The 24,530-nt window shown below is 46.6% G+C and carries 21 protein-coding genes, 3 tRNA genes and 1 pseudogene; 13 read left to right on the top strand and 12 right to left on the bottom strand.

Going from position 1 to position 24,530, the window contains the following annotated elements; genetic code table 11:
* Positions 1-2 precede the first annotated feature (2 nt).
* From AR383_RS15895 to AR383_RS15885, 3 genes are read right to left on the bottom strand one after another with little or no spacing between them, the layout of a single operon-like run.
* Positions 3-1,352: an N-acetylmuramoyl-L-alanine amidase gene (locus tag AR383_RS15895; protein WP_055734016.1), complete on the bottom strand. Its 1,350-nt coding sequence runs from the start codon at positions 1,350-1,352 to the stop codon at positions 3-5.
* The gene (tsaE, locus tag AR383_RS15890) at positions 1,342-1,812 is read right to left on the bottom strand and encodes a tRNA (adenosine(37)-N6)-threonylcarbamoyltransferase complex ATPase subunit type 1 TsaE (RefSeq protein WP_055734015.1); all 471 of its coding nucleotides are present in this window, start codon (positions 1,810-1,812) and stop codon (positions 1,342-1,344) included. Before tsaE ends, AR383_RS15895 begins: the two co-directional genes overlap by 11 nt.
* A gap of 4 nt (positions 1,813-1,816) precedes the next feature.
* Positions 1,817-3,319, bottom strand: coding sequence for an NAD(P)H-hydrate dehydratase (locus AR383_RS15885; RefSeq protein ID WP_055734014.1), 1,503 nt, complete (start codon positions 3,317-3,319; stop codon positions 1,817-1,819).
* Between AR383_RS15885 and queG the strand changes: the two genes are divergently transcribed.
* Both queG and ppgK read left to right on the top strand, forming a co-directional pair.
* Positions 3,318-4,451: a tRNA epoxyqueuosine(34) reductase QueG gene (gene queG / locus AR383_RS15880; RefSeq protein ID WP_055734013.1), complete on the top strand. Its 1,134-nt coding sequence runs from the start codon at positions 3,318-3,320 to the stop codon at positions 4,449-4,451. The two genes, AR383_RS15885 and queG, sit on opposite strands and share 2 nt — an antisense overlap.
* A gap of 58 nt (positions 4,452-4,509) precedes the next feature.
* The gene (gene ppgK, locus AR383_RS15875) at positions 4,510-5,262 is read left to right on the top strand and encodes a polyphosphate--glucose phosphotransferase (protein WP_055734012.1); all 753 of its coding nucleotides are present in this window, start codon (positions 4,510-4,512) and stop codon (positions 5,260-5,262) included.
* A 119-nt stretch (positions 5,263-5,381) separates the two neighbouring features.
* Here ppgK and AR383_RS15870 read toward each other — a convergent pair.
* The 4 genes from AR383_RS15870 to orn form a co-directional block, all read right to left on the bottom strand.
* Positions 5,382-5,457: transfer RNA gene (locus tag AR383_RS15870), tRNA-Gly, on the bottom strand.
* Positions 5,458-5,935: 478 nt separating this feature from the next.
* Positions 5,936-6,011 (bottom strand) — tRNA-Gly (locus tag AR383_RS15865).
* A 310-nt stretch (positions 6,012-6,321) separates the two neighbouring features.
* Positions 6,322-6,397: transfer RNA gene (locus AR383_RS15860), tRNA-Gly, on the bottom strand.
* A gap of 127 nt (positions 6,398-6,524) precedes the next feature.
* The gene (gene orn, locus AR383_RS15855; RefSeq protein WP_055734011.1) at positions 6,525-7,079 is read right to left on the bottom strand and encodes an oligoribonuclease; all 555 of its coding nucleotides are present in this window, start codon (positions 7,077-7,079) and stop codon (positions 6,525-6,527) included.
* 91 nt (positions 7,080-7,170) lie between these two features.
* Here orn and rsgA point away from each other — a divergent pair, with 91 nt between their 5' ends.
* The 4 genes and pseudogenes from rsgA (at position 7,171) to AR383_RS15835 (ending at position 13,962) form a co-directional block, all read left to right on the top strand.
* Positions 7,171-8,214: a small ribosomal subunit biogenesis GTPase RsgA gene (gene rsgA / locus AR383_RS15850; RefSeq protein WP_055734010.1), complete on the top strand. Its 1,044-nt coding sequence runs from the start codon at positions 7,171-7,173 to the stop codon at positions 8,212-8,214.
* Positions 8,215-8,245: 31 nt separating this feature from the next.
* Positions 8,246-9,097, top strand: a complete 852-nt coding sequence (asd, locus tag AR383_RS15845; protein WP_055734009.1) for an archaetidylserine decarboxylase — start codon at positions 8,246-8,248, stop codon at positions 9,095-9,097.
* A 127-nt stretch (positions 9,098-9,224) separates the two neighbouring features.
* Complete coding sequence (gene mscM / locus AR383_RS15840; protein ID WP_083481643.1) at positions 9,225-12,491, top strand: miniconductance mechanosensitive channel MscM; 3,267 nt, start codon at positions 9,225-9,227, stop codon at positions 12,489-12,491.
* A gap of 68 nt (positions 12,492-12,559) precedes the next feature.
* Positions 12,560-13,962 (top strand): annotated as a pseudogene (locus AR383_RS15835) (SLC13 family permease).
* Positions 13,963-13,994: 32 nt separating this feature from the next.
* Here the strand turns inward: AR383_RS15835 and epmA are convergent.
* Positions 13,995-14,969, bottom strand: coding sequence for an elongation factor P--(R)-beta-lysine ligase (gene epmA / locus AR383_RS15830; protein ID WP_055734007.1), 975 nt, complete (start codon positions 14,967-14,969; stop codon positions 13,995-13,997).
* 197 nt (positions 14,970-15,166) lie between these two features.
* Between epmA and frdA the strand changes: the two genes are divergently transcribed.
* The 4 genes from frdA to frdD are packed head-to-tail and all read left to right on the top strand — an operon-like array spanning position 15,167 to position 18,451.
* On the top strand, positions 15,167-16,960 hold the full coding sequence (gene frdA / locus AR383_RS15825; RefSeq protein WP_055735071.1) for a fumarate reductase (quinol) flavoprotein subunit: 1,794 nt from the start codon (positions 15,167-15,169) through the stop codon (positions 16,958-16,960).
* 1 nt (position 16,961) lies between these two features.
* Positions 16,962-17,696, top strand: coding sequence for a succinate dehydrogenase/fumarate reductase iron-sulfur subunit (locus AR383_RS15820; protein ID WP_055734006.1), 735 nt, complete (start codon positions 16,962-16,964; stop codon positions 17,694-17,696).
* A 2-nt stretch (positions 17,697-17,698) separates the two neighbouring features.
* Complete coding sequence (locus AR383_RS15815) at positions 17,699-18,088, top strand: fumarate reductase subunit C (RefSeq protein WP_055734005.1); 390 nt, start codon at positions 17,699-17,701, stop codon at positions 18,086-18,088.
* 9 nt (positions 18,089-18,097) lie between these two features.
* Positions 18,098-18,451: a fumarate reductase subunit FrdD gene (frdD, locus tag AR383_RS15810; protein WP_055734004.1), complete on the top strand. Its 354-nt coding sequence runs from the start codon at positions 18,098-18,100 to the stop codon at positions 18,449-18,451.
* Positions 18,452-18,479: 28 nt separating this feature from the next.
* Here frdD and AR383_RS15805 read toward each other — a convergent pair whose 3' ends face one another.
* Both AR383_RS15805 and efp read right to left on the bottom strand, forming a co-directional pair.
* Positions 18,480-18,701: a hypothetical protein gene (locus AR383_RS15805; RefSeq protein WP_157051760.1), complete on the bottom strand. Its 222-nt coding sequence runs from the start codon at positions 18,699-18,701 to the stop codon at positions 18,480-18,482.
* 231 nt (positions 18,702-18,932) lie between these two features.
* The gene (efp, locus tag AR383_RS15800) at positions 18,933-19,499 is read right to left on the bottom strand and encodes an elongation factor P (protein WP_055734002.1); all 567 of its coding nucleotides are present in this window, start codon (positions 19,497-19,499) and stop codon (positions 18,933-18,935) included.
* 33 nt (positions 19,500-19,532) lie between these two features.
* Between efp and epmB the strand changes: the two genes are divergently transcribed.
* On the top strand, positions 19,533-20,555 hold the full coding sequence (epmB, locus tag AR383_RS15795) for an EF-P beta-lysylation protein EpmB (protein WP_055734001.1): 1,023 nt from the start codon (positions 19,533-19,535) through the stop codon (positions 20,553-20,555).
* Positions 20,556-20,634: 79 nt separating this feature from the next.
* Positions 20,635-20,949, top strand: coding sequence for a primosomal replication protein PriC (locus AR383_RS15790; RefSeq protein ID WP_055734000.1), 315 nt, complete (start codon positions 20,635-20,637; stop codon positions 20,947-20,949).
* On the opposite strand, the gene AR383_RS15785 is transcribed toward AR383_RS15790, so the two are convergent.
* Both AR383_RS15785 and AR383_RS15780 read right to left on the bottom strand, forming a co-directional pair.
* Positions 20,946-22,796 carry a putative bifunctional diguanylate cyclase/phosphodiesterase gene (locus AR383_RS15785; protein WP_188407552.1) on the bottom strand — a complete coding sequence of 617 codons (1,851 nt, stop codon included), beginning with the start codon at positions 22,794-22,796 and terminating at the stop codon, positions 20,946-20,948. The two genes, AR383_RS15790 and AR383_RS15785, sit on opposite strands and share 4 nt — an antisense overlap.
* A 66-nt stretch (positions 22,797-22,862) precedes the next feature.
* Positions 22,863-23,354 (bottom strand): putative pterin-binding protein, encoded by a 492-nt coding sequence (locus tag AR383_RS15780; RefSeq protein ID WP_055733998.1) that lies wholly within the window; start codon positions 23,352-23,354, stop codon positions 22,863-22,865.
* Positions 23,355-23,758: 404 nt separating this feature from the next.
* Here AR383_RS15780 and AR383_RS15775 point away from each other — a divergent pair, with 404 nt between their 5' ends.
* A complete protein-coding gene (locus AR383_RS15775) occupies positions 23,759-24,514 on the top strand; it encodes an outer membrane beta-barrel protein (RefSeq protein WP_157051759.1) in 756 nt (251 codons plus the stop codon).
* The last annotated feature ends 16 nt before the right edge of the window (positions 24,515-24,530 follow it).

Raw genomic sequence — 24,530 nt, 5'->3', positions numbered from 1 at the left:
AATTAACTATTAGGAATTGTCAAAACTTGACCAATGCGCAGCGTATTTGAAGACAATTTATTGGCCTTTTTCAGCCCCGCCACACTGGTATTATAGCGGGCAGCCAATACCGACAGTGATTCGCCTTTTTGCACAGTATGCTTGCGTACCCCATAGGTTTGGGCATACAAAGTGCCGGCCAGCGGCTTGTTACGATAATGGGTTTTAATCCCCTTCACCACAGCCTGAGCAATACGCTCTTGATGATTGCCAGAGTTGAGTAATTTCTCTTCGTTAAGGTTTGTGATAAAGCCCGCCTCTACCAAAATAGAAGGGATATCAGGCGAACGAAGTACCGCTAAGCTGGCGTGTTCTGGCCGTTTCTTATGCAAACTGGTTACGCGCCCCAGTTCACCCAATACTTTACTAGCCACCTCGTATGCCGTGTTCATGGAATAATCCATCTGCATATCAATCAGGGCGAAGTTGAGATGAGCATCATTTTCCACACTTCCCATCACTTCGCCAACCCCACCCAGCAGGTCAGACTCGGCCTCGTGCTCTTCTAAATGCCGCCCCACTTCACTCTTAGCTCTACGAGTGGATACCACCCACACCGAGGCACCTTTAGGCTGTGAAGAGGTGAAGCCATCGGCGTGAATAGAAACTAAAAAGTCGGCCTTGTTTTTACGGGCAATTTGCGAGCGTTTATTCAAGTTTACAAAGTAATCGCCTTGACGGATCAGTACCGCTTTTAAACCCAGCTCCTGATTGATTAAACGTTGCACCCGTTTGGCTATCGCCAGGGTGACATTTTTTTCATAGGTTTTTCGCCTGCCAATGGCGCCGGGATCTTCCCCGCCATGCCCCGCATCAATAGCAATAATAATGTCGCGATTACCGGCCAATTGCTGCTGCTTTTTAACCTTAGAGATCTGTTGCTGTTGTTTTTGGGTTTGCTCTTTACCCGCTTTATCGGGCAGGTCGATCACCAAACGATGACCATAATTACCCGTGGGTTTTAAAGAAAAAATAGTAGGATTAACCGCTTGGTTTAGCTCAACCACTAAGCGGTAGTCTTGTTTAGCCTTGGGAGTACTAGGGCGCAGTTTCTTCACTAAGTTACCGCTAAGCTCAACCTCGCTTAGCTTAGTCGCCATTTGGCTGTTTTTGAGATCAAGCACCAAGCGATTCGGCTGGCTTAAATTGAAGTGGCTAAATTCTACAGCGGCAGACAAATCCAGAACGATCCGGGTATTATCTGGACCGCTCCACACGCGAACCCCCGACACTTTGCTGGATGCAAAGGCCAGACTGCACATTAGACATAAACATAAGCCAACCCATGAGCTTATAACTCGGCTACGCCTCATCTTGACTCAACCACTCCACTATTTGTTGTCCTTGTTCGGTCAACGCGCTCACTTCAGCACGGCGCTGCTCACCACAGTATACTAATTCAACTAATAAATCAGCTTCAGGCAAAAAGCCCTGACCCTTCTCAGGCCACTCCACTATACACAAACAGTCATCAGCAAAATAATCACGGATCCCAATAAACTCAAGCTCTTCAGGATCGGCTAAACGGTATAAATCAAAATGATTTACTCGCCACTCCCCTAACTGATAGGGCTCAACTAAAGTATAGGTGGGACTTTTTACCTTGCCTAAATGCCCCTTTCCTTGAATAAAACCACGAGTTAAGGTGGTTTTTCCCGCACCTAAATCACCCTCCAGATAGATCACGCAGGCTTGCTGGCAGGCTCTTGCTAGTCGAGCGCCTAAGGCTACGGTTTGTTCTGCATCGCTTAAATCAATTTGCCACGTTTTCATTATTCTACGGATTCACTCGTTGTCTTATAAAAGGCATTAAATCTGAGGCTAACATTCCTCGTTCACCTTGCTTCGCTGCCAAATCTGCCGCTTGCCCATGAATATTGACAGCTAAACAAGCAATTTCAAATAGGCTGTAGCGCTCGGCCAGTTGAGCAAGCAAGCCGCCGATTATACCAGACAATACATCGCCCATCCCACCCGAAGCCATGCCCGGATTACCCGCGCAGCAGATGCTCAGCTGTTGCTCCTCTCCGGCAATCACCGTTCCAGCGCCTTTGAGTACACAAACCCCACCATAACGAGCTTGAATTTGCCGCGCTGCGCTAACCCTATCAACTTCGACTTCGGCCACCGAGCACGCCAGTAAGCGAGCAGCCTCACCTGGATGCGGCGTTAAAATCCAATCAACCCGATGCAGCGATTGTTTTGCCAGTAAATTTAGGCCATCGGCATCCACCAAACAAGGAACGGCGGCATCCAAAGCCCATATAAATAACTGCTTAGCCCAATCATCTTGCCCTAAGCCTGGCCCAATAACGCAACAAGTCGCCTGCTGTAAAAACTGATCTTGGCGAAGCGCTGCTGCGCTCACCATCAATTCGGGACGGCCATAACTAACAGTGCCGATACTGTCACCATGAGTGAGTACATTTACTAAGCCAGCGCCGCTGCGTAAACAGGCTTCAGCAGCCATACGTATCGCGCCAGCCATTCCTTGGTTACCGCCCACTAACAGTGCTCGACCGCAATGACCTTTATGCGCTAAACGTGAGCGAGGCGCTAACATAGGATCAAGTAAATGCCTTGGCAAACGCTTCACGCTAGACTGGTTTTGCTGCTCAAACGCCTCACCCACACCTAAGTCAGCGAGTACTAACTCCCCCACATACTCGGCGGCTTGTCCTGTGAATAAACCTTGCTTTAAGGCAATAAAGGTAATCGTGGCGGTAGCTTGAATCACCTGTCCCCAGTTTCGCCCCGAATCGGCACACAAGCCTGAAGGAATATCTAGAGCCAGCACCTCAGCCTTGGTTTGATTAACTCGGGAAAAAAGCTCCATTAAGGGCTCTCTCAGTGGTGATGCGAGCCCCGTGCCTAGCACACCGTCAACCACCACATCACACTGCCAATTTATTCGCTCCAAGTTTTCTGCTCGGCCGCCCGCAGCCAACCAAGCCTCGCGCGCCAGATGAGCTTCTTCTGGCAGACCTTCCACTTGGCCTAGTTCCAATAGTTGGATCTGCTTACCGGACAACTTAGCTAAACGCGCTAACACATAAGCGTCGCCACCATTGTTACCGCCGCCAGCTAACACCAAAATTTGCCGTGCTTTTGGCCAACGGCTTTGCATGTAAGCAAACGCCGCTTGCCCTGCCCGCTCCATTAACTGAGACAAAGAAATACCTTGCTGCTTAGCCAGCAAAGCTTCCTGAGTTTTCACCTGCTCGGCGCACCACAAAGTCTGTGGTAAACTACTGGAAAATAATTCTTGCGTTTGCGCCATGTCCCTACCAACCGAAATCGACTTAAAAAAGCTGGTTCAACATATCAAGCTAACCGCTAAATCGCTAGGTTTTCAGCAGATCGGCATAACAGATGTGGATCTCAGTCAACATCACTCAGACCTAGACCAGTGGTTAGCCAAGAATTATCACGGTGAAATGGACTACCTAGCGCGTAATCTAGAATTACGTAAACACCCCGAGCTCTTGCATCTAGGTACTCAAAGAATTATCTCGGTACGAATGGACTATTTACCAGAGGATGCCAAGTTCGCCGCCAGCCTCAAAGACGACCAACAAGCCTATATTAGCCGCTACGCCTTAGGCCGCGACTACCACAAGCTAATGCGCAAACGTTTAAACCAGCTAGCCAAAGCAATTAGCGAGTTTTGCCAGCAGCAACTCAATACCCGCCCTTTTGTAGACTCAGCCCCTGTGCTCGAGCGCCAATTGGCGACCAAAGCCGGTTTGGGTTGGACTGGTAAACACAGCCTACTGATTAACCAAGATGCCGGCTCTTGGTTTTTCTTAGGCGAACTGTTTATTGACCTACCGCTGCCAATTGACCAAGCTGTAAACCAACAGTGTGGTGATTGTGTTGCTTGCCTAACTATATGTCCTACTCAAGCGATTGTTGAACCTTATCAGGTAGATGCTCGCCGCTGTATCTCTTATCTCACCATTGAATACGATGGTGTAATTGATGAACAGCTGCGGCCACTGATGGGCAATCGAATATATGGCTGTGACGACTGCCAATTGGTTTGCCCTTGGAATCGCTATGCCCAACTTAGCCAAGAGGCCGATTTTGCCGCGCGTGGCCAACTCAATCAGGTTCGCTTATTAGAGCTATTCGCCTGGACTGAACAAGAATTCTTAAAACACACCGAGGGTTCAGCCATTCGCCGTATCGGTTTCCAACAATGGATGCGTAATATCGCCATTGCCCTAGGTAATGCTAACTATGACGAGTCCATATTAGCCGCCTTGCAAAACAAACAAGGTTTAGGCGAAATAGCACAGCTCCATGTTGATTGGGCCATCACTCAACAACAAACAAAAGCGGCAAAAAACGCTAGAAAAACCGCTCGCTTGATCCGTATTATAGAAAAAGGCTTAAGCCGCGACGCTTAGTGCCTCAACAAATAAGGTTCTGTTACACTTTTCAAACTAAAATAATTGGAAACAGCTTATGCACTTACTTGGCGTTGATATAGGTGGCACTGGTATAAAAGCCGCTATTGTAAACTCAAAAACGGGTCAACTCGTCAGCGAGCGGCACCGCATTGCTACCCCCCAACCGGCAACGCCACAGTCTGTCGCGGCAACGCTAAAAAAAATGGTCGAACACTTTGCTTGGCAAGGTCCGATTGGTTGCGGTTTTCCCGCTACCGTCACCCATGGGGTAGCCCAAACAGCTTCAAATATCGATAAAAGCTGGATCGGTACCAATGTTGAAGCCTTGTTCGCCGAATTTACCGATTGCCCCTGCTATGTGGTGAACGATGCCGATGCAGCCGGCATGGCTGAAATGGACTTTGGTGCAGGCTCCCACCACGCAGGTGTAGTAGTCATTATCACCGTGGGCACGGGCCTAGGTAGCGCCGTATTTGTTAATGGTGAGCTACTACCCAATACCGAATTTGGTCACATTATTTTGAAAGATAAAGTAGCTGAACACTACACCAGTGCCCGTGTGCGCGAAGCCGAAGACCTAAGTTGGAAAAAGTGGGGGAAGCGTTTTAACCTGTACTTACAGCGTTTGGAGTTCTTAATGTCTCCCGACTGCTTCATTATTGGCGGCGGCGCCAGCAAAAAATTTGAGAAGTTTTCCGAGCAATTAGATGTAAAAGCCGAAGTGCTGCCAGCCCAAGGCTTAAATCAAGCGGGCATTGTTGGTGCCGCCATGTACGCTCAACACCAACTATCCCTGATTAAAAACTAAACCACAGTCTGTCCAAAGGAATAGCCTTATGACTCATATGACCCATAAGGGTTATTCCCTTGCAAGGCCGTTTCACCACAATAAAAAAGCCCTACATCAATGATGCAGGGCTTTAAATTTGGAGCGGCACACCGGGTTCGAACCGGTGACCTCAACCTTGGCAAGGTTGCGCTCTACCAACTGAGCTAGTGCCGCTTAAATCTTTATCACTATTTAGTGTGTTTTTCGCTTCACCCGAAGGTTGCGCTACTCTTTATACCCACACTGAGCTAGTGCCGCTTAAATCTTTATCACTATTTAGTGTGTTTTTCGCTTCACCCGAAGGTTGCGCTACTCTTTATACCCACACTGAGCTAGTGCCGCTTAAATCTTTATCACTATTTAGTGTGTTTTTCGCTTCACCCGAAGGTTGCGCTACTCTTTATACCCACACTGAGCTAGTGCCGCTTAAATCTTTATCACTATTTAGTGTGTATTTCGCTTCACCCAAAGGTTGCGCTACTCTTCATACCCACACTGAGCTAGTGCCGCTTAAATCTTTATCACTATTTAGTGTGTATTTCGCTTCACCCGAAGGTTGCGCTACTCTTCATACCCACACTGAGCTAGTGCCGCTTAATTCTCTATCACTATTTAGAATATTTAAAACATTCAAAGCCAGTGCGCTTTAGTTTGGAGCGGCACACCGGGTTCGAACCGGTGACCTCAACCTTGGCAAGGTTGCGCTCTACCAACTGAGCTAGTGCCGCTTAAATCTTTATCACTATTTAGTGTGTTTTTCGCTTCACCCGAAGGTTGCGCTACTCTTTATACCCACACTGAGCTAGTGCCGCTTAAATCTTTATCACTATTTAGTGTGTATTTCGCTTCACCCAAAGGTTGCGCTACTCTTCATACCCACACTGAGCTAGTGCCGCTTAAATCTATATCACTATTTTGTGTGTATTTCGCTTCACCCGAAGGTTGCGCTACTCTTTATACCCACACTGAGCTAGTGCCGCTTAATCCTGTATCACTATTTAGAATATTTAAAACATTCAAAGCCAGTGCGCTTTAGTTTGGAGCGGCACACCGGGTTCGAACCGGTGACCTCAACCTTGGCAAGGTTGCGCTCTACCAACTGAGCTAGTGCCGCTTAAATAAGCAATAACTAAACAAGCTCAAGCCGTGGCTTCACGCTGTTTAGGGCTGCGAATTATACGAGGAATTTTTACCTTTGCAAGAGCTGAAATTAAAAAAAACACGTCGTTAAAACTGTTTGTTTAGTTTTCGCCCAGTTTAAAGAAAGTTTTCTGATAGTGCTGCATTTCCGCGATGGATTCGCGAATATCATCTAAAGCTAAATGGGTACCGCTTTTGCTGAATCCATTTAAAACTTCAGGCCGCCAACGGCGCGCTAATTCTTTAACGGTGCTCACATCAATATTTCGATAATGAAAGAATTGTTCTAATTCGGGCAAGTATTGATGCATAAAGCGACGGTCTTGACCAATGCTATTACCACACATCGGTGATACGCCTTTGGGAACCCACTGTTTGATGAACTCAATCGTTTGTTCAGCCGCTTGCTGCTCGTTCACCTTACTGGCTCGCACTCGGTCAACCAAACCAGACCCAGTATGAGTATTGGTGCACCATTCATCCATGCCCGCCAGCACGTCATCAGGCTGATGAACCGCGATCACTGGCCCTTCAGCTAAAATATTTAATTGTGCATCGGTAACAATGGTCGCGATCTCTAAAACACGATCACTCATGGGCTCGAGACCTGTCATCTCCATATCAACCCAAACTAAATTCTGTTCGCTAACACTCATGTGAACCCTATTTAATGTGGAAAAATTTTCCGCAAATCTTTGATAAGCGGTATCATAGCGATTTATTACCCTTACTTGAATAGCAGTTTTCGTGACAAAGAGAAAGAAACTGAGCCAAGGTCAGCTTCGCCGAGTGCGCAGCAACCAACAAAAGCGCTTAAAAAAGCAAGAAACCCATCAATGGCTTGATGAGCAATTAGGGCCTCAACAGGAAGGCACCATCATCAGCCGCTTTGGCCAACATGCTGACGTTGAGTCTAGTACTGGCGAGGTTTTTCGTTGCAATATGCGCCGCTCTCTAGGTTCTTTAGTCACCGGAGACGAAGTGGTATGGCGCGCCGGTAGTGAAGAGCAGTCCGGCATTCGCGGGGTAATTGAAGCTCGCCACGAGCGTCGTTCAGAATTAACCCGTCCCGATTTTTATGACGGCATCAAAGCCATCGCCGCCAATATCGATCAAGTAGTGATCGTTTCAGCTGTTCTTCCCGAGTTTTCCACCAGCATTGTTGACCGCTACCTCGTAGCAGTTGAAGACGTAGGCTTAGAGCCGGTGATTCTGCTCAACAAAGTAGACCTACTCGATACCAAGCAGCGCCAAGCCATAGAGCGCCAATTATCACTTTATCAGGGACTGGGTTATAAGGTGGTGTTCGCCAGTACTAAGCAAGTTGAAGGTTTAAATGATTTAAACCAATACTTAAACAATAAAACCAGTATTTTTGTTGGCCAATCGGGGGTAGGAAAAAGCTCCTTGGTAAATGCATTATTGCCAGAACAAAGCATCGATACCAAAGAAGTCTCGGAAGTCTCTGGCCTTGGACAACACACCACCACTACCGCCCGGTTATATCACTTAAGTTGTGGTGGCAGATTAATTGACTCTCCAGGAGTGCGAGAGTTTCAGCTTTGGCACTTAGCCAAAGAAAGGGTCGCATGGGGCTTTATAGAGTTGCGGCCTTGGTTAAACCAATGCCGTTTCCGCGACTGTAAGCACCAAGGCGATCCTGGTTGTGCAATACAAGAGGCCATAGACTCTGGCAGCGTTTCACAGCAACGCTTTGATAGTTATCAGCGGATCCTAGAAACGATGGAAGCCAACAAACCCAACCGGAATATTCCCGGTAAAAATAACTAACTGAATAAATTTAATATAACGAGAGTGAAGTGTGTTAGACAAAATCAAAGTTACCGCTCAATACTGCTTTCCCCAGCATGGTTTATCCCGTTTAGTAGGAAAACTCGCTGAAGCAGAAGCCGGAAAACTCAGCCATTGGCTCATCCAAAAATTCATCAATCACTATCAGGTGGATATGAGCGATGCACTGCACGGTGAGGCCAGCGACTATGCTAGCTTTAACGCCTTTTTTACTCGCCCTCTAAAATCAGGCGCCCGCCCCATCGTGGCTGATGCTAAGCAATTAGCCCACCCAGTAGATGGTGCAGTTAGCCAGTTAGGACAAATTCAACATGGCCGAATTATTCAGGCTAAAGGCCATGACTACAGCGCTCGCGATTTACTGGGCGGCGATAAAGCCCTCGCTGAAGAATTTGCCGATGGCGAATTTGCTACGATTTATTTAGCCCCCAAAGACTACCACCGCATTCACATGCCCTGTAAAGGCAAGCTACGTAAAATGGTTTATGTACCCGGCCAGCTATTTTCGGTAAACCCGCTAACCGCGGCTAACGTGCCGAATTTGTTTGCCAGAAACGAACGCGTAGTCGCCATTTTTGACACCGACTTAGGCCCCATGGCCATGGTATTGGTTGGCGCCACCATCGTTGCCAGCATTGAGACCGTATGGTCTGGCACTATTACCCCGCCAGGAGCGAAACAAGTCTTCACTTGGGATTATCAAGATCAAGACATCAGCCTAGATAAAGGCGATGAAATGGGGCGCTTTAAGTTAGGCTCAACAGTGGTGATGTTGTTTGCTAAAGATGCCGTTGAATTTGAAGCCTCTTTAGCCCCCGGCAAGGCCACCGTCATGGGTAGTCATTTCGCCACCCAACGCTAGTCCCTAAATTGGCCCAAGCAATCAGCTTTGGGCCATCCTTTTTACAATCAATACACTAATTTCATTGATTTAATATACACTAGGGCTGTATTAATATGGCAAACGCGACTCAGCTAGGCTGCTCCTCATGACTTCAAAACTTCTTCGCCAATGTCTCGTTTTTTTCCTACTGTTGTTAAGCACTTCGGTGTTAGCCAATAGCGCCGGCGAAACTCATTTAAAAGGCTTAATAAGCAACCTTGATACCCAGCCCAACAACCTCAATACTCAGCAACAGCAGCTAATTTACGAAGAATCCCTAGCCCTGCTCAAAGAAGGGAATCAATATCGTGAAAAAGCCAAAACTTACCGTAATGTCATCAACAACTTTGCTCAATTACGTAAAAATATTCAAAACGAGATAAATCAATACCAAGCCCCGCAATTACCGCAACTGAGTCGCTACAATACCAAGCAACTGAACGCTCAATTAGTCTCTTGGCAGACCCAGCTCAACAATACCAACCTCAAAATTGACGAGCTAAAACAGCAACAATACGCCATCGATCTCGATGTCAGTGAAAGCCACCAGCGCAGTGGCCCCCTGCGTGAACAACTAAAAACTGTTCGTCGCCAACTAGAGCAATTGCAATTTGGCGTATTAAGTGAAATTGAAGAAGCACAGCGGGTAAAAGCCCAAGTGAATGAGGCTAGCCTCAGCGCGCAAATAGCCATGCTCGAATTGGCAGCCCAAAGTGCCAACCATCGCAATGAATTATTGCAACTGGAACTTAGCCTGCAACACCGCAAGCAGCTTGCTGAAAAGCGCATTGTAGAGCGCCTGAAAAACCGTTTAACCGAGGAACACCGTGCGGAAGCTAAAAACCTTTCTCAGCAATTGGCTTTTTCCTCTCCTGAATTAATGCAGGAACCTTTTGTTGAAGAGCTATTACAACAAAACCAATATTTACAAAATCAATTATCAGCCTTGTTTGAACAAAGCGAGCACATCGCTAGCCTACAGCAGCAGGTTAATGAAGAGCTTGATTACATCAAGCTAACCTTCGCTAACTTCAAAGAGCAGGTCTCTTGGCTTAAGGTAACCCGCTCTTACGGCGAGTACTTACGTGAGCAAATTGCTAGCCTGCCTAAGCCCAAAGCCGTAGCGCAAATTGAACAACAAATCATTCAAGTGCGGATCAACAAACACCGCCATCAAAATCTGATATACAGCCAACGCGCGATCGAGCAACAGCAGCAGCAAGCGTTTATTAAAAGCTTAACGGAAGCTCAGCAACAAACTTTAAACCAACAGCTCAAGCTTAATCAGCAGCTCTCCGACAAGTATTTGTTAGAGTTAGATGCCCGCTTATTTGAGCTAGCTCGACTAAAACTCGATTACTCCAAGCTCAATGACCAACTGCACTCCATCAATCAAGAAGCCAACCAAGAATTGTTTTGGACGGCCGATGTAAAAGCCATCGATCTGAGCTTTTTCAGTGAGATTCGCCAAGCTGTTATCTGGTTATTTTCCCCCCAACAACTTAGCCAACTAAGCCAAGCCTTAGAGAGTTTATCTTGGTGGTGGTTGCTATGGTTCTGTCTAGTCTTTGCCAGCATCATCTATGTTCATTATTTAAAGCAACAGTGGCTAAAAGCCTATTTACAACGTATCGCGTCAAAGATAGGCAATATTACTCGCGACAAATACAGTTATACCTTCACCAATCTATTAGTGAGTGCGGCCTTTGCAACTCCCCTAGCCTTATTTATCGGCAGTCTTGGTTTTGCACTCAATTACAATTGGGAATACCCCTTTGCTCGTGATGTGGGCGAAGCACTAATGAAAGTGGCCACAGTCTTATGGCTATTCCAACTGTTACAACAGTTTTGCCAGAAAAATGGCCTACTCAATACCCATTTTAAATGGCCTTTAGTCAATATCAGCCAAGCCATAAGCTTAATTAGACGCCTAGTTTATACCAGCTTACCGGGGGTGTTTGTGCTGAGCCTTGGCATCTTACAAAGCTCTCACCCAGCCTATAGCGGCTTAGCGCGCTTAAGCTTTATCGCCCTCATGTTATGGATAGCCTATGGCTTCCATCTTATCTATAAACTTGAACTGCCAGTGGACTACCGCTTAGATATCATTAAAGCGCCGCAACTAGCCAAGAAGCTGATTTGGGGAAGTTTGATTAGTGTTCCTTTAATCGCGGCGACAGCCGTCGCAGCAGGATTTTTCGCCACCGCCTTAAGCGTCTACTGGCAAATCGTAATTAGCTTCGTTATCGCCAGTGTATTCCTACTGGCTTATTTACTGGTTCATCGCTGGATGCTGTTGCAACGTCGCAGGATTGCCTTTGATCGCGCTAAAACGCGTCGAGCAGAGATGATTGCCCAACAACATGCGGAAGAAGAACTTGGCAACCCTACGCTAAGCGAAAACATCGAAGAGCCAGAGATCGACTTAGATACCATCAGTGCTCAATCCTTAGGGCTACTGCGAGTCGCCTTGCTGTTATCACTGGCCTTAGTGTTATTGTTTGTTTGGTCTGAGATGACCAGCGCGTTTTCTTTTCTTGATAATGTCACGCTATGGGAAAGCAGCAGCAATCGCGCGGGCATTGCCACGGTTGATGCCATCACCTTACGCTCGCTAGGCTCAGCCTTATTGGTTTTTGCCTTCGCCGTAGTGGTGGTTCGCAATCTGCCCGGCTTACTGGAATTAATGTTGCTGCAGCATCTATCCCTAGGACCGGGAACCGGCTTTGCGATTACCACCATTGTTAACTATTTGGTTATTTTATTTAGTATCTTTTCCGGATTTGGCTTGCTGGGTATCGAGTGGTCTAAGCTGCAATGGTTAGTCGCCGCGCTCAGTGTGGGCTTAGGCTTTGGTTTACAAGAAATCTTTGCCAACTTTATTTCCGGCCTAATTATCTTATTTGAGAAACCCATTCGTATTGGTGACACCGTGACGATACGTGAGCTCACCGGCACCATTTCTAATATTGAAACTCGCGCCACCACCATTGTTGACTGGGACCGCAAAGAAATTATTGTGCCCAACAAAGCCTTTATTACCGAGCAGTTTGTAAACTGGTCACTAACCGATCCGATCACTCGTGTGGTATTAAAAGTTCAAGTAAAACAAGGCTCAGATTGCCAATTGGTCACCGAGTTATTGCAACAAGCGGTACAAGAAAACAGTTTAGTCTTAGATAACCCGCCGCCCGAGATCTACTTCACCGAATTTACCAACAACGGCTTGAAGTTTGAGATGCGAGTGCACGTAAGCGAAATGAATTACCGCTTACCGATGAGTCACGAGCTTTACAGTTTGATCAATGACAAGTTTAAGGCAAATAACATAGAGATAGCCTACCCACAATTAGATATATCTCTCAATACCTAAACAGGGCTTTGGGTATCGTAGTGGGGTAAACCTCGCTACCCCAATTGATTAGTCTAGGACTGAATAACATGGCCCTGCATAAAAACTATAAGCTCTTGGTTTGTTTTGTAATTCCACTTCTTATCTTAGCTCTTCCCACCAGCACCATTCCGCTACCTGAACTGACGATAATTCAGCATAGAATCATCGCGATTTTTGTATTGGCGGCGCTACTATGGATATTTGAGCCGGTGCCGGTATTTGCCACCTCACTGCTCATTATCACGCTTGAATTAGTGCTGATATCCAATCAGGGGATAAACGCTTTCGTTATCGACAATGGCCCTGTTCCGATGGGCGAGCTGATCCCCTACAGCCATATCTTTAATGCCTTTTCATCGCCCATTATTATTCTATTTATGGGCGGTTTTGCCTTAGCCATTGCGGCTTCCAAATTTGAACTAGATAACAACCTAGCGCGAGTATTACTAAAACCCTTTGGTAAACGCATTCCTATGATCATGCTTGGCATCATGTTGATTACCGCTGTATTCAGTATGTTTATGAGTAATACCGCCACCACCGTAATGATGCTAGCCATTGTCGGGCCGTTAATCGCCGCTGCACCTAAATCTGACCTAGGCATGAAAGGACTTATTTTAGCTATTCCGGTTGCAGCTAATACCGGTGGGATAGGCACCCCCATCGGTACACCGCCCAATGCGATTGCCCTGCAATACATTCCTGAAGGGCAAGTGACCTTTGCCTCATGGATGTCCTTTGGTATTCCCTTCGTAGTAGTTCAACTAGCAATTGCGTGGTTCATTCTATGTAAATTTTATCCCTCTAAAACTGGCGTACTAGAATTAAAACTGGATGGAAAATTTCAGAGAAGTCCACGCGCTTACATCGTTTATTTCACCTTTGCGTTAACCATTTTACTTTGGCTTAGTACCGCATGGCATGGCATGAACAGCTATGTGGTGGCGATTATTCCTCTGGCAATATTTACCCTCACCGGGGTGATTAGCAAAGAAGATCTCAAATTATTCAATTGGGATGTATTGTGGTTAGTTGCAGGGGGATAGCCATGGGCATGGCCTTGGAAGAAAGCGGCTTAGCGTCCAAAATAGCCACCTCCATCGACTTTACTGCTCTACCCACCATGGCGGTAATCGTGGTGCTATCCATCATTTGTGTGGTGATGGCCAACTTTATGTCAAATACTGCCACCGCTAACTTAATTATGCCGATTGCCGCAGCCGTGGCCACCAGCCTAAGCGGTTTAGATGGCGACGGTGGCATAACTACCCTACTGGTCATTGTGGCTTTGTCAGCCTCGCTAGGCATGATGCTACCGGTGAGTACGCCGCCAAACGCCTTGGCTTACTCCACTGGTTTCATCGAAACCAAAGACTTAATTAAAGTCGGCGGCATCATCGGTGGCACAGGTCTTGCGCTTCTCTACATTGCAATGATGGTATTACTGTAATCATTTGGGGGCCTTGGTGCCCCCCCCCTTTGTTATGCCCGCTCAATGCTGAAACTTTGTACCGCAGCCAAGTGCTGCTCATCTAAAGCTAGCATCAATAGACGATCGATTCCCAAGGCCACTCCCGCACAAGCGGGTAAACCAGCACTCAAGGCGGCCAAGAAGCGCTGGTCGATTTGTGCTGGCGCTAAGCCCTGAGCCGCTCTTACGCGCTGATCCTTAGCAAAACGCTGTGCTTGTTCACTGGCATCGGTAAGCTCATGAAAACCGTTAGCTAGCTCTACCCCTTGGTAATACAGTTCAAAACGCTCAGCCACTTGCGGATCTTGAGCAGAAATTTTAGCTAGCGCCGCCTGAGAGGCCGGGAAGTGATACACAAAACAAGGACGTTGTTGACCAATTTTAGGTTCCACTGCATAGCTAAATAACAGTTGCAAAATAGTGTCTCTATTCGTTTCTTGTGCCACCAAATCTGCCACATTGAAGGCTTTTGCCGATTCAATAAACTCAGCTTGTGTCGCGTTTAAGGGGTTAATCCCCAGATGCCGCTCAAAAGCCTCTACATAAGACAAACGCTCCGCTGGCTGCCAAGCGAGCACTTGCTCAAGCAAAACGTCTATCTCATCCATTAAGTCGAAATGATCAAAGCCCAAGCGATACCATTCCAACATAGTAAATTCAGGGTTGTGTATGCGCCCCGCCTCCTCATTACGAAAAGCCTTCGCAATTTGATAGATACAACCACTGCCCGCAGCCAGTAAACGCTTCATATGAAACTCGGGAGAAGTTTGTAAATACAGCGGCTGGGAATGAGGTGCAGCAGGCCCAGTAAGCGTGGTGGAAAAACTATGTAGATGCACGTCACTTACACAGGCTTGACTCAAACTAGGCGTGTCGACTTCCAAAACCTGTCGCTGCGCAAAAAAACGCCTGATTTCACTAATAATTTTAGCTTTGTGTTTTAGGACTTCGATGCTGGCGGAGGGTTGCCAAAGTGTTTCAGACATGCAAATTGTTTCCTGCAGAGGGTTAGATAATATCGCGGGCTTTTATACCATTTTGCTAACAAAATCGGGAGTTATATCGCAAAAGCTAAATTATCTCAGCGACTTGGCCAAAGTAGCGTCAATATTTGATTTTGGTCAAGCATCAAAAAGTGAATACCCGCACAATCATTGTAGGCTTATTTCGTGAGGAGAAAAGCGTGGAAGTAATCAAAACCGATGTCGCTATTGTTGGCGCAGGTGGGGCAGGTTTGCGAGCCGCTATTGAAGTAGCAGAGCAACACCCAGAGCTTGAGGTAGCGCTCATTTCAAAAGTTTACCCAATGCGCAGCCACACCGTTGCCGCAGAGGGCGGAGCAGCTGGTGTCGCACAAGACCATGACAGCTACGATAACCATTTTAATGACACCGTATCCGGCGGTGACTGGTTATGCGAGCAAGACGTGGTTGAATTCTTTGTAGAGCGAGCGCCTAAAGAACTCACTCAACTAGAACACTGGGGTTGTCCCTGGTCACGTCGCCCCGACGGTACGGTAAATGTGCGCCGTTTTGGTGGAATGAAAATAGAACGCACTTGGTTTGCCGCAGACAAAAGCGGATTTCATATTCTTCATACGCTATTTCAAACCTCAACCAAGTATCCCAGTATCAAACGCTTTGATGAGCACTTCGTTCTCGATTTAATCGTAGAAGATGGGCAAGCCAAAGGCGTAATCGCCTTAGACATCGCCGAAGGCATAGCTAAGTTGATTCAAGCAAAATCGGTAATTATTGCCACCGGTGGCGCCGGCCGCGTATATCGTTTTAATACTAACGGTGGCATCGTGACCGGTGACGGTATGGCGCTGGCCTACCGCCACGGGGTCGCGCTTCGCGATATGGAATTTGTTCAATATCATCCCACTGGCTTACCCGGCTCAGGCATTCTAATGACCGAAGGCTGTCGCGGCGAAGGCGGTATCTTGACCAACAAAGACGGCTACCGCTATCTACAAGACTACGGCTTAGGGCCAGAAACCCCAGTTGGCGAGCCTAAAAACAAATACATGGAACTGGGTCCACGTGATCGCTTAAGCCAATGTTTCTGGCAAGAAGCACAACTAGGACGCACCATAGAAGGCCCCAACGGCGACTATGTCAATCTTGACTTAACTCACTTAGGCGCTGATTACTTACACGAGCGTCTACCCTTTATTTGTGAATTGGCTAAGGCCTACATGGGCGTTGACCCAGTAAAAGAACCGATTCCAGTGCGCCCCACCGTTCACTACACCATGGGTGGCATTGAAACCGATGGTCGTTGCGCCACATCCTTGAAAGGCTTGTATGCCGCCGGCGAGTGTTCTTCAGTGGGTCTACATGGCGCTAACCGCTTAGGCTCTAACTCTCTCACCGAAATTACCGTATTCGGTCAAGTCGCCGGCGAATCGGCTGCGCGCAACGCCATTGTCACTGAGCACGATGACAGCGCCCCATTGCTAGCCAAAGCCGAACAAATTTTGGCCAACTACCAAGCACTAAAGAATACCCAAGGTGAAGAAAAGCCCGCCGACATTCGTAATGAATTAGGCCGCACCATGGAAGCGGGCGTAGGCATTTACCGCACCGCAGAAACCATGCAGCAAACCATTGATAAAATTGCCGAATTAAAACAACGCTATAAAAACATCAAGCTAGTTGATGATAGCGAAGTATTTAATACCGAGTGGTTATATGCAGTAGAGCTAGGCTACTTACTCGATGTAGCCGAAGCGATGGCTGTATCGGCTATCAACCGTAAAGAAAGCCGCGGTTCGCATCAACGTATCGACGGTTACGAACAGCGTGACGACGAAAATTACTTGAAGCATACACTGGCAAAATACCGCCCAGATGACGCCCCCGAAATTAGCTACAGTGATGTAAAAATCACTAAATCGGCGCCTGCCGAGCGCGTATATGGCGCCGCGGCCGATGCTCAAGAAGCTGCAAAAAAACAAGCGGAGGCAAACTAATATGGCTGATGTAATGAAAATCGATATTCTGCGCTACCGCCCAGAAACCGACCAAGAACCTGTTTGGCAAAGCTACGACGTGCCTTACACTCGCGAAATGTCGGTACTCGAAGCACTGGCTTACATTAAAGACGAATTAGATCCTACCCTTAGTTACCGCTGGTCTTGCCGCATGGCAATTTGTGGAAGCTGCGGCATGATGGTCAACGGCATTCCTAAGCTTGGTTGTAAAACCTTCCTGCGTGACTACCCCGAGGGAATGAAAATAGAGGCCTTAGCCAACTTCCCCATCGAGCGAGACTTAGTGGTAGACATGAGTGACTTCATTGCGAAGTTGGAAGCGATTAAGCCCTACATCATCAATGATCAACCAGCCTCTCTCGAAGACGGTTGTCATAATCAAAGTCCGAAACAGCTGGCCCAGTATAAACAATTTTCTATGTGTATAAATTGCGGCTTGTGTTACGCAGCTTGCCCACAATACGGCCTAGATAACTCTTTCACTGGACCGGCAGCGCTGGCTCTACTGCATCGTTACAACCAAGATAGCCGCGATAAGGGCAAGGCCGAGCGAATGAAAATCGTTAACGCTGAAGAAGGCGCATGGGGTTGTACCTTTGTTGGTTATTGCTCGCAAGTCTGTCCAAAAGACGTGGATCCCGCGGCAGCGATTCAACTTGGCAAAGTCGAAAGCGCCAAAGACTATGTGATAGCCATGTTCAAACCAGGAGAGTAAGCATGAGCAAACGTAAACCTTATGTTCGAAAAATGGGGGCAACTTGGTGGCTCAAGAATACTTTTCATACCAAGTACATTATTCGTGAAGGCTCCAGCCTCGTTATTGCCATCTACAGCTTCGTATTGTTATTTGGCCTGTTTCGTTTAAGCCAAGGCGCAGCAGCATTTAACAGCTGGTTGGAGGTAATGAGCCACCCTGCTTGGCTGCTGTTTCATCTGCTTAGCCTAGTGTGGACGCTATACCACAGCGTCACCTGGTTTAATCTAGCACCCAAAGCAGCCAACCTATGGATTGGCCAAAAGCGCATTCCAGACAACTGGATTGTGACAGGGATGTACGCAGCTCTAGCGCTGATTAGCTTAGCTGGCCTAGTTTTAGTATTGATTTAGGAGAAACAAATGAAACGTTCTAACGAACCGGTATTTTGGGGAATGTTTGGCGCCGGCGGCATGGTAGCGGCCCTGTTTACACCTATCGCAATATTAATTACTGGCTTATTGGTGCCGCTGGGCATTATTCCAATAGAGCAGTTCTCCTACGAGCGGATCTTAGCCTTTTCACAAAACTGGTTTGGCGCCGCGCTAATTTGGATTATTGTTAGCTTGCCGCTGTGGCTTTGCATGCACCGCTTATACCACGCGCTACATGACTTTGGGATACATGCGGGAAACCTAGTAAAAGCGATCTTTTATGGAGTGGCCTTTGCAGGTTCAGTAGCCTGCGCCACCTTGCTCTTACTAGGCTTACTGTAAATAGCCATTAAAACAAGCGGGCTTAATTTTAGCCCGCTTTTAAATCTCTCTGACAGTTTCGCTTGAGTGAGTGGATCTCTGATTCTAATTGCATTTCTCTTTGTTTAAGTAATTCTAACTCTGCTTCTTTACATGCCAACTGCTCAAACACGCCGGTAGGGTAATCCCCTCCACCTTTGGCGAAACTCAATCGATTTGAATAGCGTTTGTTAATATGTGCGGTGGGCGCGTCAGCAACTACATCCATCATTTTAACCTTTTTATCACTAAGTGGGTGGTAGATTAAGCATTGCAGACAAGCTCGGTTTAAGCAAAGTTGAATTTTGACCTAAATCAAAATGAGAGATAGTGATTATTTTTTCAACTGGAAAACATAATTTTCATCTATAAATACAGCGAATATCGCTAGTTTGGATAAGTAACGCCACATAAAAAAAGGGTGACCTAAGCCACCCTTTTCCCGCATTTTTAAGCTATTGGCTTACTTCACACGGCCTACGTATTCAGCGCTACGCGTATCCACTTTTACCACTTCACCAATTTGAATGAACAACGGCACTCGAACCACGGCACCAGTGCTCAAAGTAGCAGGTTTACCGCCGGTGCCTGCAGTATCGCCTTTAAGACCAGGGTCTGTTTCTGTCACTTCTAACTCCACAAAGTTAGGTGGCGTCACTGCAATTGGGTTTTCATTCCAGGTGGTGATGACACAAACATCTTGCTCAACCAACCATTTGGCAGCTTCGCCCACGGCTTTTTCATCAGCGGCAATTTGTTCAAAAGTATCGTTGTTCATGAAGTGGTAGAATTCACCATCGTTGTATAGATAGGCCAATTCGTGATCCATTACATCGGCCGACTCTACAGACTCACCCGACTTAAAGGTTTTCTCAATAACCTTGCCAGTTAACAAGCGGCGTAACTTAACGCGGTTAAATGCCTGCCCTTTACCTGGCTTAACAAATTCATTTTCTAAGATTGCATAAGGCTCGCCGTCGAGCATAATTTTTAGCCCGCCTTTGAATTCACTGGTACTATATGACGCCATTTGGTCCTCTACTTACAAGGTAATTTCAATTTAATGCTGCGAATAATACCGCGAAACGGCGCTGCTGTGCAGGGAAATTGGCAAAAAGAGCTGGCAAATGCCTTCACAGATCCCAAAGATTTACTGGATTACCTGCAACTAGACGCAGAAAACTATCAGCAAGACATAGCAGCACGTAAATTGTTCCCGATGCGTGTTCCACTCAGCTTCGCCCAACGCATGCAAAAAGGCCAAGCGAATGACCCCTTGCTCCTGCAAGTATTACCCCTACGCGCAGAATTTATTGAAGCCGCCGGATTTAGCGAAGATCCCCTGCAAGAGCATCAAGCCGCAGTACCAGGCCTATTACACAAATACCAAAGCCGAGTACTATTTATTGTTAGAGCAGGCTGCGCGGTAAACTGTCGCTACTGCTTTCGTCGCCACTTCCCTTATCAAGACAACAGTCCTTCTAAACAAGGCTGGCAGCAAGCCTTGGACTATATTCAGCGAGATAACAAAATTAACGAGGTGATCTTCAGTGGTGGCGACCCACTCATGGCCAACGATCAACAACTCACTTGGTTAATTGAGCAACTCGAGCAGATCCCTCACTTAAGCCGCTTAAGGATCCACACCCGTTTACCGGTGGTATTGCCCAATCGCGTCAGCGATGAGTTAGTGCAGCTACTGACAAATCGTCGTTTAAAGGTGATTGTTGTCAGTCATATTAACCACCCCAACGAAATTAATGCAGAGCTTAACGAGGCCTTTAACAAACTATCACAAGCGGGCATCACTCTACTCAACCAGAGTGTGCTGCTAAAAGGCATTAACGACAATGCAGAATGTTTAGCACAGCTGAGCGAAGCCTTATTTTCTGCTAACATCCTCCCCTATTACTTATTCTTACTCGATAAAGTAAGCGGTGCGGCCCATTTCGACCTAGAGCAGCAACAAGCAGTGGCCATTATGCGCCAGCTGTATAAGGTCTTACCCGGCTTTTTAGTACCCCGTTTAGCCAGAGAGCAAGCAGGGGAACACAGTAAAACGCCAATTGATATTGGCTTGAGCTAAACTAAAACAAACTGGTGAAATAGCGCAGTAAAGTTCACTTTATCGTATAAAGTCTTCACCCAACTACAGTGACTCATTCATGGATAAAACCAAGCTCATTGAGCAAATACAAGCAAACTTGAAAGATATTTACCACAAAGCCATTGATGCTGACGCGGTATTAAAGCAACAACAACAAGAGGGGAATGCCAAATTTAGCGCCCTATTTAAAGACAGCTTATTTAAGCAGCAGCACCGCGAGTTTTTACCTTATGTGGAGGAGCTGGCTAGTGATTTAGTGTTATTACAAGAAAGCCAAGATGACGAGCACTTCGTCACTCAACTTAAAATCATCGTGGCTAAGCTAGAGCAAATGCACAAACTCTTGGTTGACTTCAAAGCTCTTGCTCGTTAGCTAGCAGGCTGTTCAAACGACTGCTGTAAATACTTTGAGAACGACTCGGCTGGCGCCCATTCAGCAACAGCCGAGCCCAGCACCCAAACCTGCTTTGACACCTCTTTTAGCTGCGTTAAATGCTGTTGATTTTCAACGCCATCCAACATCAATTTTAGGCCTAAGCGCTCGGCAAACAACACCGTCGCCATCAGCATAGGGCACTTATCATTAGCTCCCACTAAATCAGCCATTAAGCCTTTAGCCCCACGTAAATACTGCACGGGAATATGTTTTAGCAACTCTAATGGGCATTCGGCGCTGCCAAAGTTATCTAAGGACAAACTAACACCAATTCGGCGCAGCTCACAGATGGCATCAACACTATCTAACAACAAAGGTTGATGACTGTCGATAATATTAAGGATTAAGCGTTGCGGAAGAATACGGCTTTCAATTAAGACTCGATTCACCAGAACCAAAAAATCGCTATGCAAAGTTGAAGATGAAATCGGCACCACTAAACGTAACTCAGTGGCCACACTATGCTGCCAGCGCTTCAATTGCTGAGCGGCGCTACTCAATACCCAGGATTCAAAGTTAACCACGGCCCCACAGGAATGGGCAATATCCACCAACTCAGCATGCTCAACCCAACCATAGTCAGGATGTAACCAACTCGCTTGTACCTCTGCCCCCACCACTTTATCATCGGCTAAATCAACAATTGGCTGATAAAACAGACTCAGCTTGTGTTCGCCAAGGGCCTCTCTAAATTGGCTCAATAATAGTTGCTCACGCTCTTTTAAGCGTTGCATTTTCCCTTCGTAAAAGCGCCAAGCGCTGCCGCGGGCCTGTTTGGCCTGATACATAGCGGTATCAGCCTGGCCCAAAATAGTGAGCCAGTCGTTATCTTGATCCAACGCCATGCTAATGCCAATACTGGTACCAACAAAGCATTCTCGACCTTCTAAGGACATAGGTTTTTCGACAATATTAATCAGTCGCTGAGCAAAGCCAGAGCAATCTTCGGCAGAGCGCACCTGAGTTTGAACAATGGCAAACTCATCCCCTCCCAAGCGCACTAAAAAGTCACAGCTACGCATTTGCCCCTGTAAACGCTGAGCAACCACGTTTAAAATACGATCACCATAATCATGGCCATAACTGTCATTAATATTCTTAAAACCATTTAAGTCCAGCACCATAATTGCGTATTCACCGCGCTCGCCATCAACACTAGCAATAAATTCGCGCAGGCCGGCGCGATTAGGCAAGCCGGTTAACACGTCATGATTAGCCAAATAACGATTAATGTGATTTTCCCGCACTATCATCACAATCAAGATGGAGCCGCAAATGAGCAATGCGCCAATCGCAAATGAGAGGAATAATTGCAGTTGCAACAGCTTAAAATCGGTTTTTTTATCAAACTCGCTATTCCGCTGAAACTCTCTGATCACCAAGGAGTTGAGTGGCGCTGCGTATACACTAAGCTGCTCGATTAACAGTTCAAACTTCTCGTGATTTGGGGGTAAGGCTTCTAATAGAGGCTCTATACGCTGCACTTCATGAAACAGTTCATATACTAATTGCTTGGCAGAACTGATCTTTTGAAACTCGGCATTTTCTTGCCCTTCTAATAGCACCGGGAAACGGCTCCAAAGAATGTCGTAACGAAACATCACCTCACTCTTTTCTACGCCACCTAAGCGGTATAACTCGAGGCTATTAATGAAACGCCGATGCTCCATTTGTAATTGCACCACCGACCAAGAGGTAGTCGATTTAGGCGACTCCAGCAGTTGAATGATCTGCCTCAACTGATAGACACTAATTATGGCACTCACCACAAAGAGTAAAATCACTAGTGAAATGAGTAGCTTTTTATATTTTGGGGGAAGCTTCGTAAGCCAATTCATCCGTGTTTAAACTCACTTCACAATAATGCTGCGTAATTGCCATACCATAAAATCATTATATGGTATCTGTAGCAACTCCGGATACTCGTCTATCGGCAGCATTAGCCACAGCGGGCCTTTGTCGCGCACTTTCATCACTCTATCGTTTTCAGACCAGGCCAATATCGGATTGAACTTGGCAATCTCATCAAAATCCAAATCCACTTGATAATCGTTTAATGCCACTAGTGTCAATTGCTGGGAGTGAGCGCCTACTTGACTAAGCACATCCGCCAAGCGCGGCCCTTTATAACTATGCCGACTCTCTATCCATGGATGAAGTGTGGTTATATTGTACTGGGGCAGAGACTGCAGCATGGCCAAATCAAAATCAGCATCTTTCCCCCTGTTGGTTTCTTCAATTAAGCCCCTCACCGTTAATACTATTGGCCCTTGTGGCTTAGCTAGATTTGCCACGCTAGTAAATGAGCACACCAACAAACACAGCGCTAAACATAGTCGCATCGCGTCCCTCCTAGATAGTAAAACCGCTCCCGTTCGACCCGCAGCTAAGCAACAAAACCGTAACATGCCTTACTACAGAGTATGGGTTAACTTTTTCAAATAAAAAAGAATATTCCAATTCACCCCGTCTAGAAAATGCTATTCACAAGCCATATCAGAACAGCGCATAAGAATAAGGGCACCAGCATGGGCTCAAAAATAATCAGCCAAGTCGCCATCGCTGTTCAGTGTCGCGCCCCCTCTATTTAACTTTATCTTGGCAGCAATAAGCATAACTACTAGCATACTAAGTATCCGTTGAATCAAGGAAAGCTCATGGGATGGGTATTGTCTCGAAGCGTAGTCAATAGCTTCGCTTTAGCCAGTTTGTGGCTGTTCAGTTGCCCGCAACTGTCAGCACAGCAGTGGGAAATAGAGGTGGGGCTTTCTTTTCCGATACTTCGACCGACATCAGCGTTTATGAAAACTATGGCAACCATAAATTCGATTTAAATTTCGAATCAGAGTTAAACCTTCCAGCCAACCAAACGCTGCCCTATATTAATCTTGAATACCACGTAAAACCTAAGCACCTGATTTACACCGATTGGCGGCGTTTACATCGCGACGGTCTTCAACAAGCCTTAAGCCAACCTTTTTCACTAAAAATAGACGGCCAAACTTACCAACTTCAAGCCGGAGCTAGCCTAGAGACTCGCTTAGATGTTGACATAGTAAGAGTGGGTTACGGTTATCGTTTTTATCACTCCAGCTCATTCGACGCCTACTTTCTTGCTGGCTTTCATATCACCAAACTCGGTTTAGGTTTTGCTGGAGAAATAGCCATAGAAGCATCCGAACAGCCACCTTACGCAAATGAAAGCGTATTTAGTGCGGTAACCGCGCCACTCCCCAATGTAGGTTTAGAGGTTAGTCATCAGCTCACCGACCGCTTGTCCCTAAAAAGCCACGCCCATGCTTTCTATTTAAAAGTAAATGACATCACCGGCTGGATGGCCGAACTTGAAATTGGCGCCAAATACAGACTCATAGATCAACTCAAACTTACCGGCTCATTCAGCTATTACCAAATTGGCGTAGACTACCAAACAGAGCACACAGAACTGGATGTGGTGTATCGCTTCTGGGGACCTATGTTAAAACTCTCATACGCGTTTTAACTAAGCCTCTCATTCT

The organism is Agarivorans gilvus, assembly GCF_001420915.1.
Classification (GTDB): Bacteria; Pseudomonadota; Gammaproteobacteria; order Enterobacterales; family Celerinatantimonadaceae; genus Agarivorans; species Agarivorans gilvus.
The sequence above is the reverse complement of the archived record's forward strand: the minus strand, read 5'-3'. Positions and strand labels throughout refer to the sequence as shown.

Bases quoted from the DNA above. Each gene is read 5' to 3' on its own strand.
- AR383_RS15895 (WP_055734016.1), bottom strand. From the start codon at position 1,352: ATGAGGCGTAGCCGAGTTATAAGCTCATGGGTTGGCTTATGTTTATGT.
- tsaE (WP_055734015.1), bottom strand. From the start codon at position 1,812: ATGAAAACGTGGCAAATTGATTTAAGCGATGCAGAACAAACCGTAGCC.
- queG (WP_055734013.1), top strand. From the start codon at position 3,318: ATGTCCCTACCAACCGAAATCGACTTAAAAAAGCTGGTTCAACATATC.
- AR383_RS15885 (WP_055734014.1), bottom strand. From the start codon at position 3,319: ATGGCGCAAACGCAAGAATTATTTTCCAGTAGTTTACCACAGACTTTG.
- ppgK (WP_055734012.1), top strand. From the start codon at position 4,510: ATGCACTTACTTGGCGTTGATATAGGTGGCACTGGTATAAAAGCCGCT.
- orn (WP_055734011.1), bottom strand. From the start codon at position 7,079: ATGAGTGTTAGCGAACAGAATTTAGTTTGGGTTGATATGGAGATGACA.
- mscM (WP_083481643.1), top strand. From the start codon at position 9,225: ATGACTTCAAAACTTCTTCGCCAATGTCTCGTTTTTTTCCTACTGTTG.
- epmA (WP_055734007.1), bottom strand. From the start codon at position 14,969: ATGTCTGAAACACTTTGGCAACCCTCCGCCAGCATCGAAGTCCTAAAA.
- AR383_RS15820 (WP_055734006.1), top strand. From the start codon at position 16,962: ATGGCTGATGTAATGAAAATCGATATTCTGCGCTACCGCCCAGAAACC.
- AR383_RS15815 (WP_055734005.1), top strand. From the start codon at position 17,699: ATGAGCAAACGTAAACCTTATGTTCGAAAAATGGGGGCAACTTGGTGG.
- frdD (WP_055734004.1), top strand. From the start codon at position 18,098: ATGAAACGTTCTAACGAACCGGTATTTTGGGGAATGTTTGGCGCCGGC.
- AR383_RS15805 (WP_157051760.1), bottom strand. From the start codon at position 18,701: ATGATGGATGTAGTTGCTGACGCGCCCACCGCACATATTAACAAACGC.
- efp (WP_055734002.1), bottom strand. From the start codon at position 19,499: ATGGCGTCATATAGTACCAGTGAATTCAAAGGCGGGCTAAAAATTATG.
- epmB (WP_055734001.1), top strand. From the start codon at position 19,533: ATGCTGCGAATAATACCGCGAAACGGCGCTGCTGTGCAGGGAAATTGG.
- AR383_RS15790 (WP_055734000.1), top strand. From the start codon at position 20,635: ATGGATAAAACCAAGCTCATTGAGCAAATACAAGCAAACTTGAAAGAT.
- AR383_RS15780 (WP_055733998.1), bottom strand. From the start codon at position 23,354: ATGCGACTATGTTTAGCGCTGTGTTTGTTGGTGTGCTCATTTACTAGC.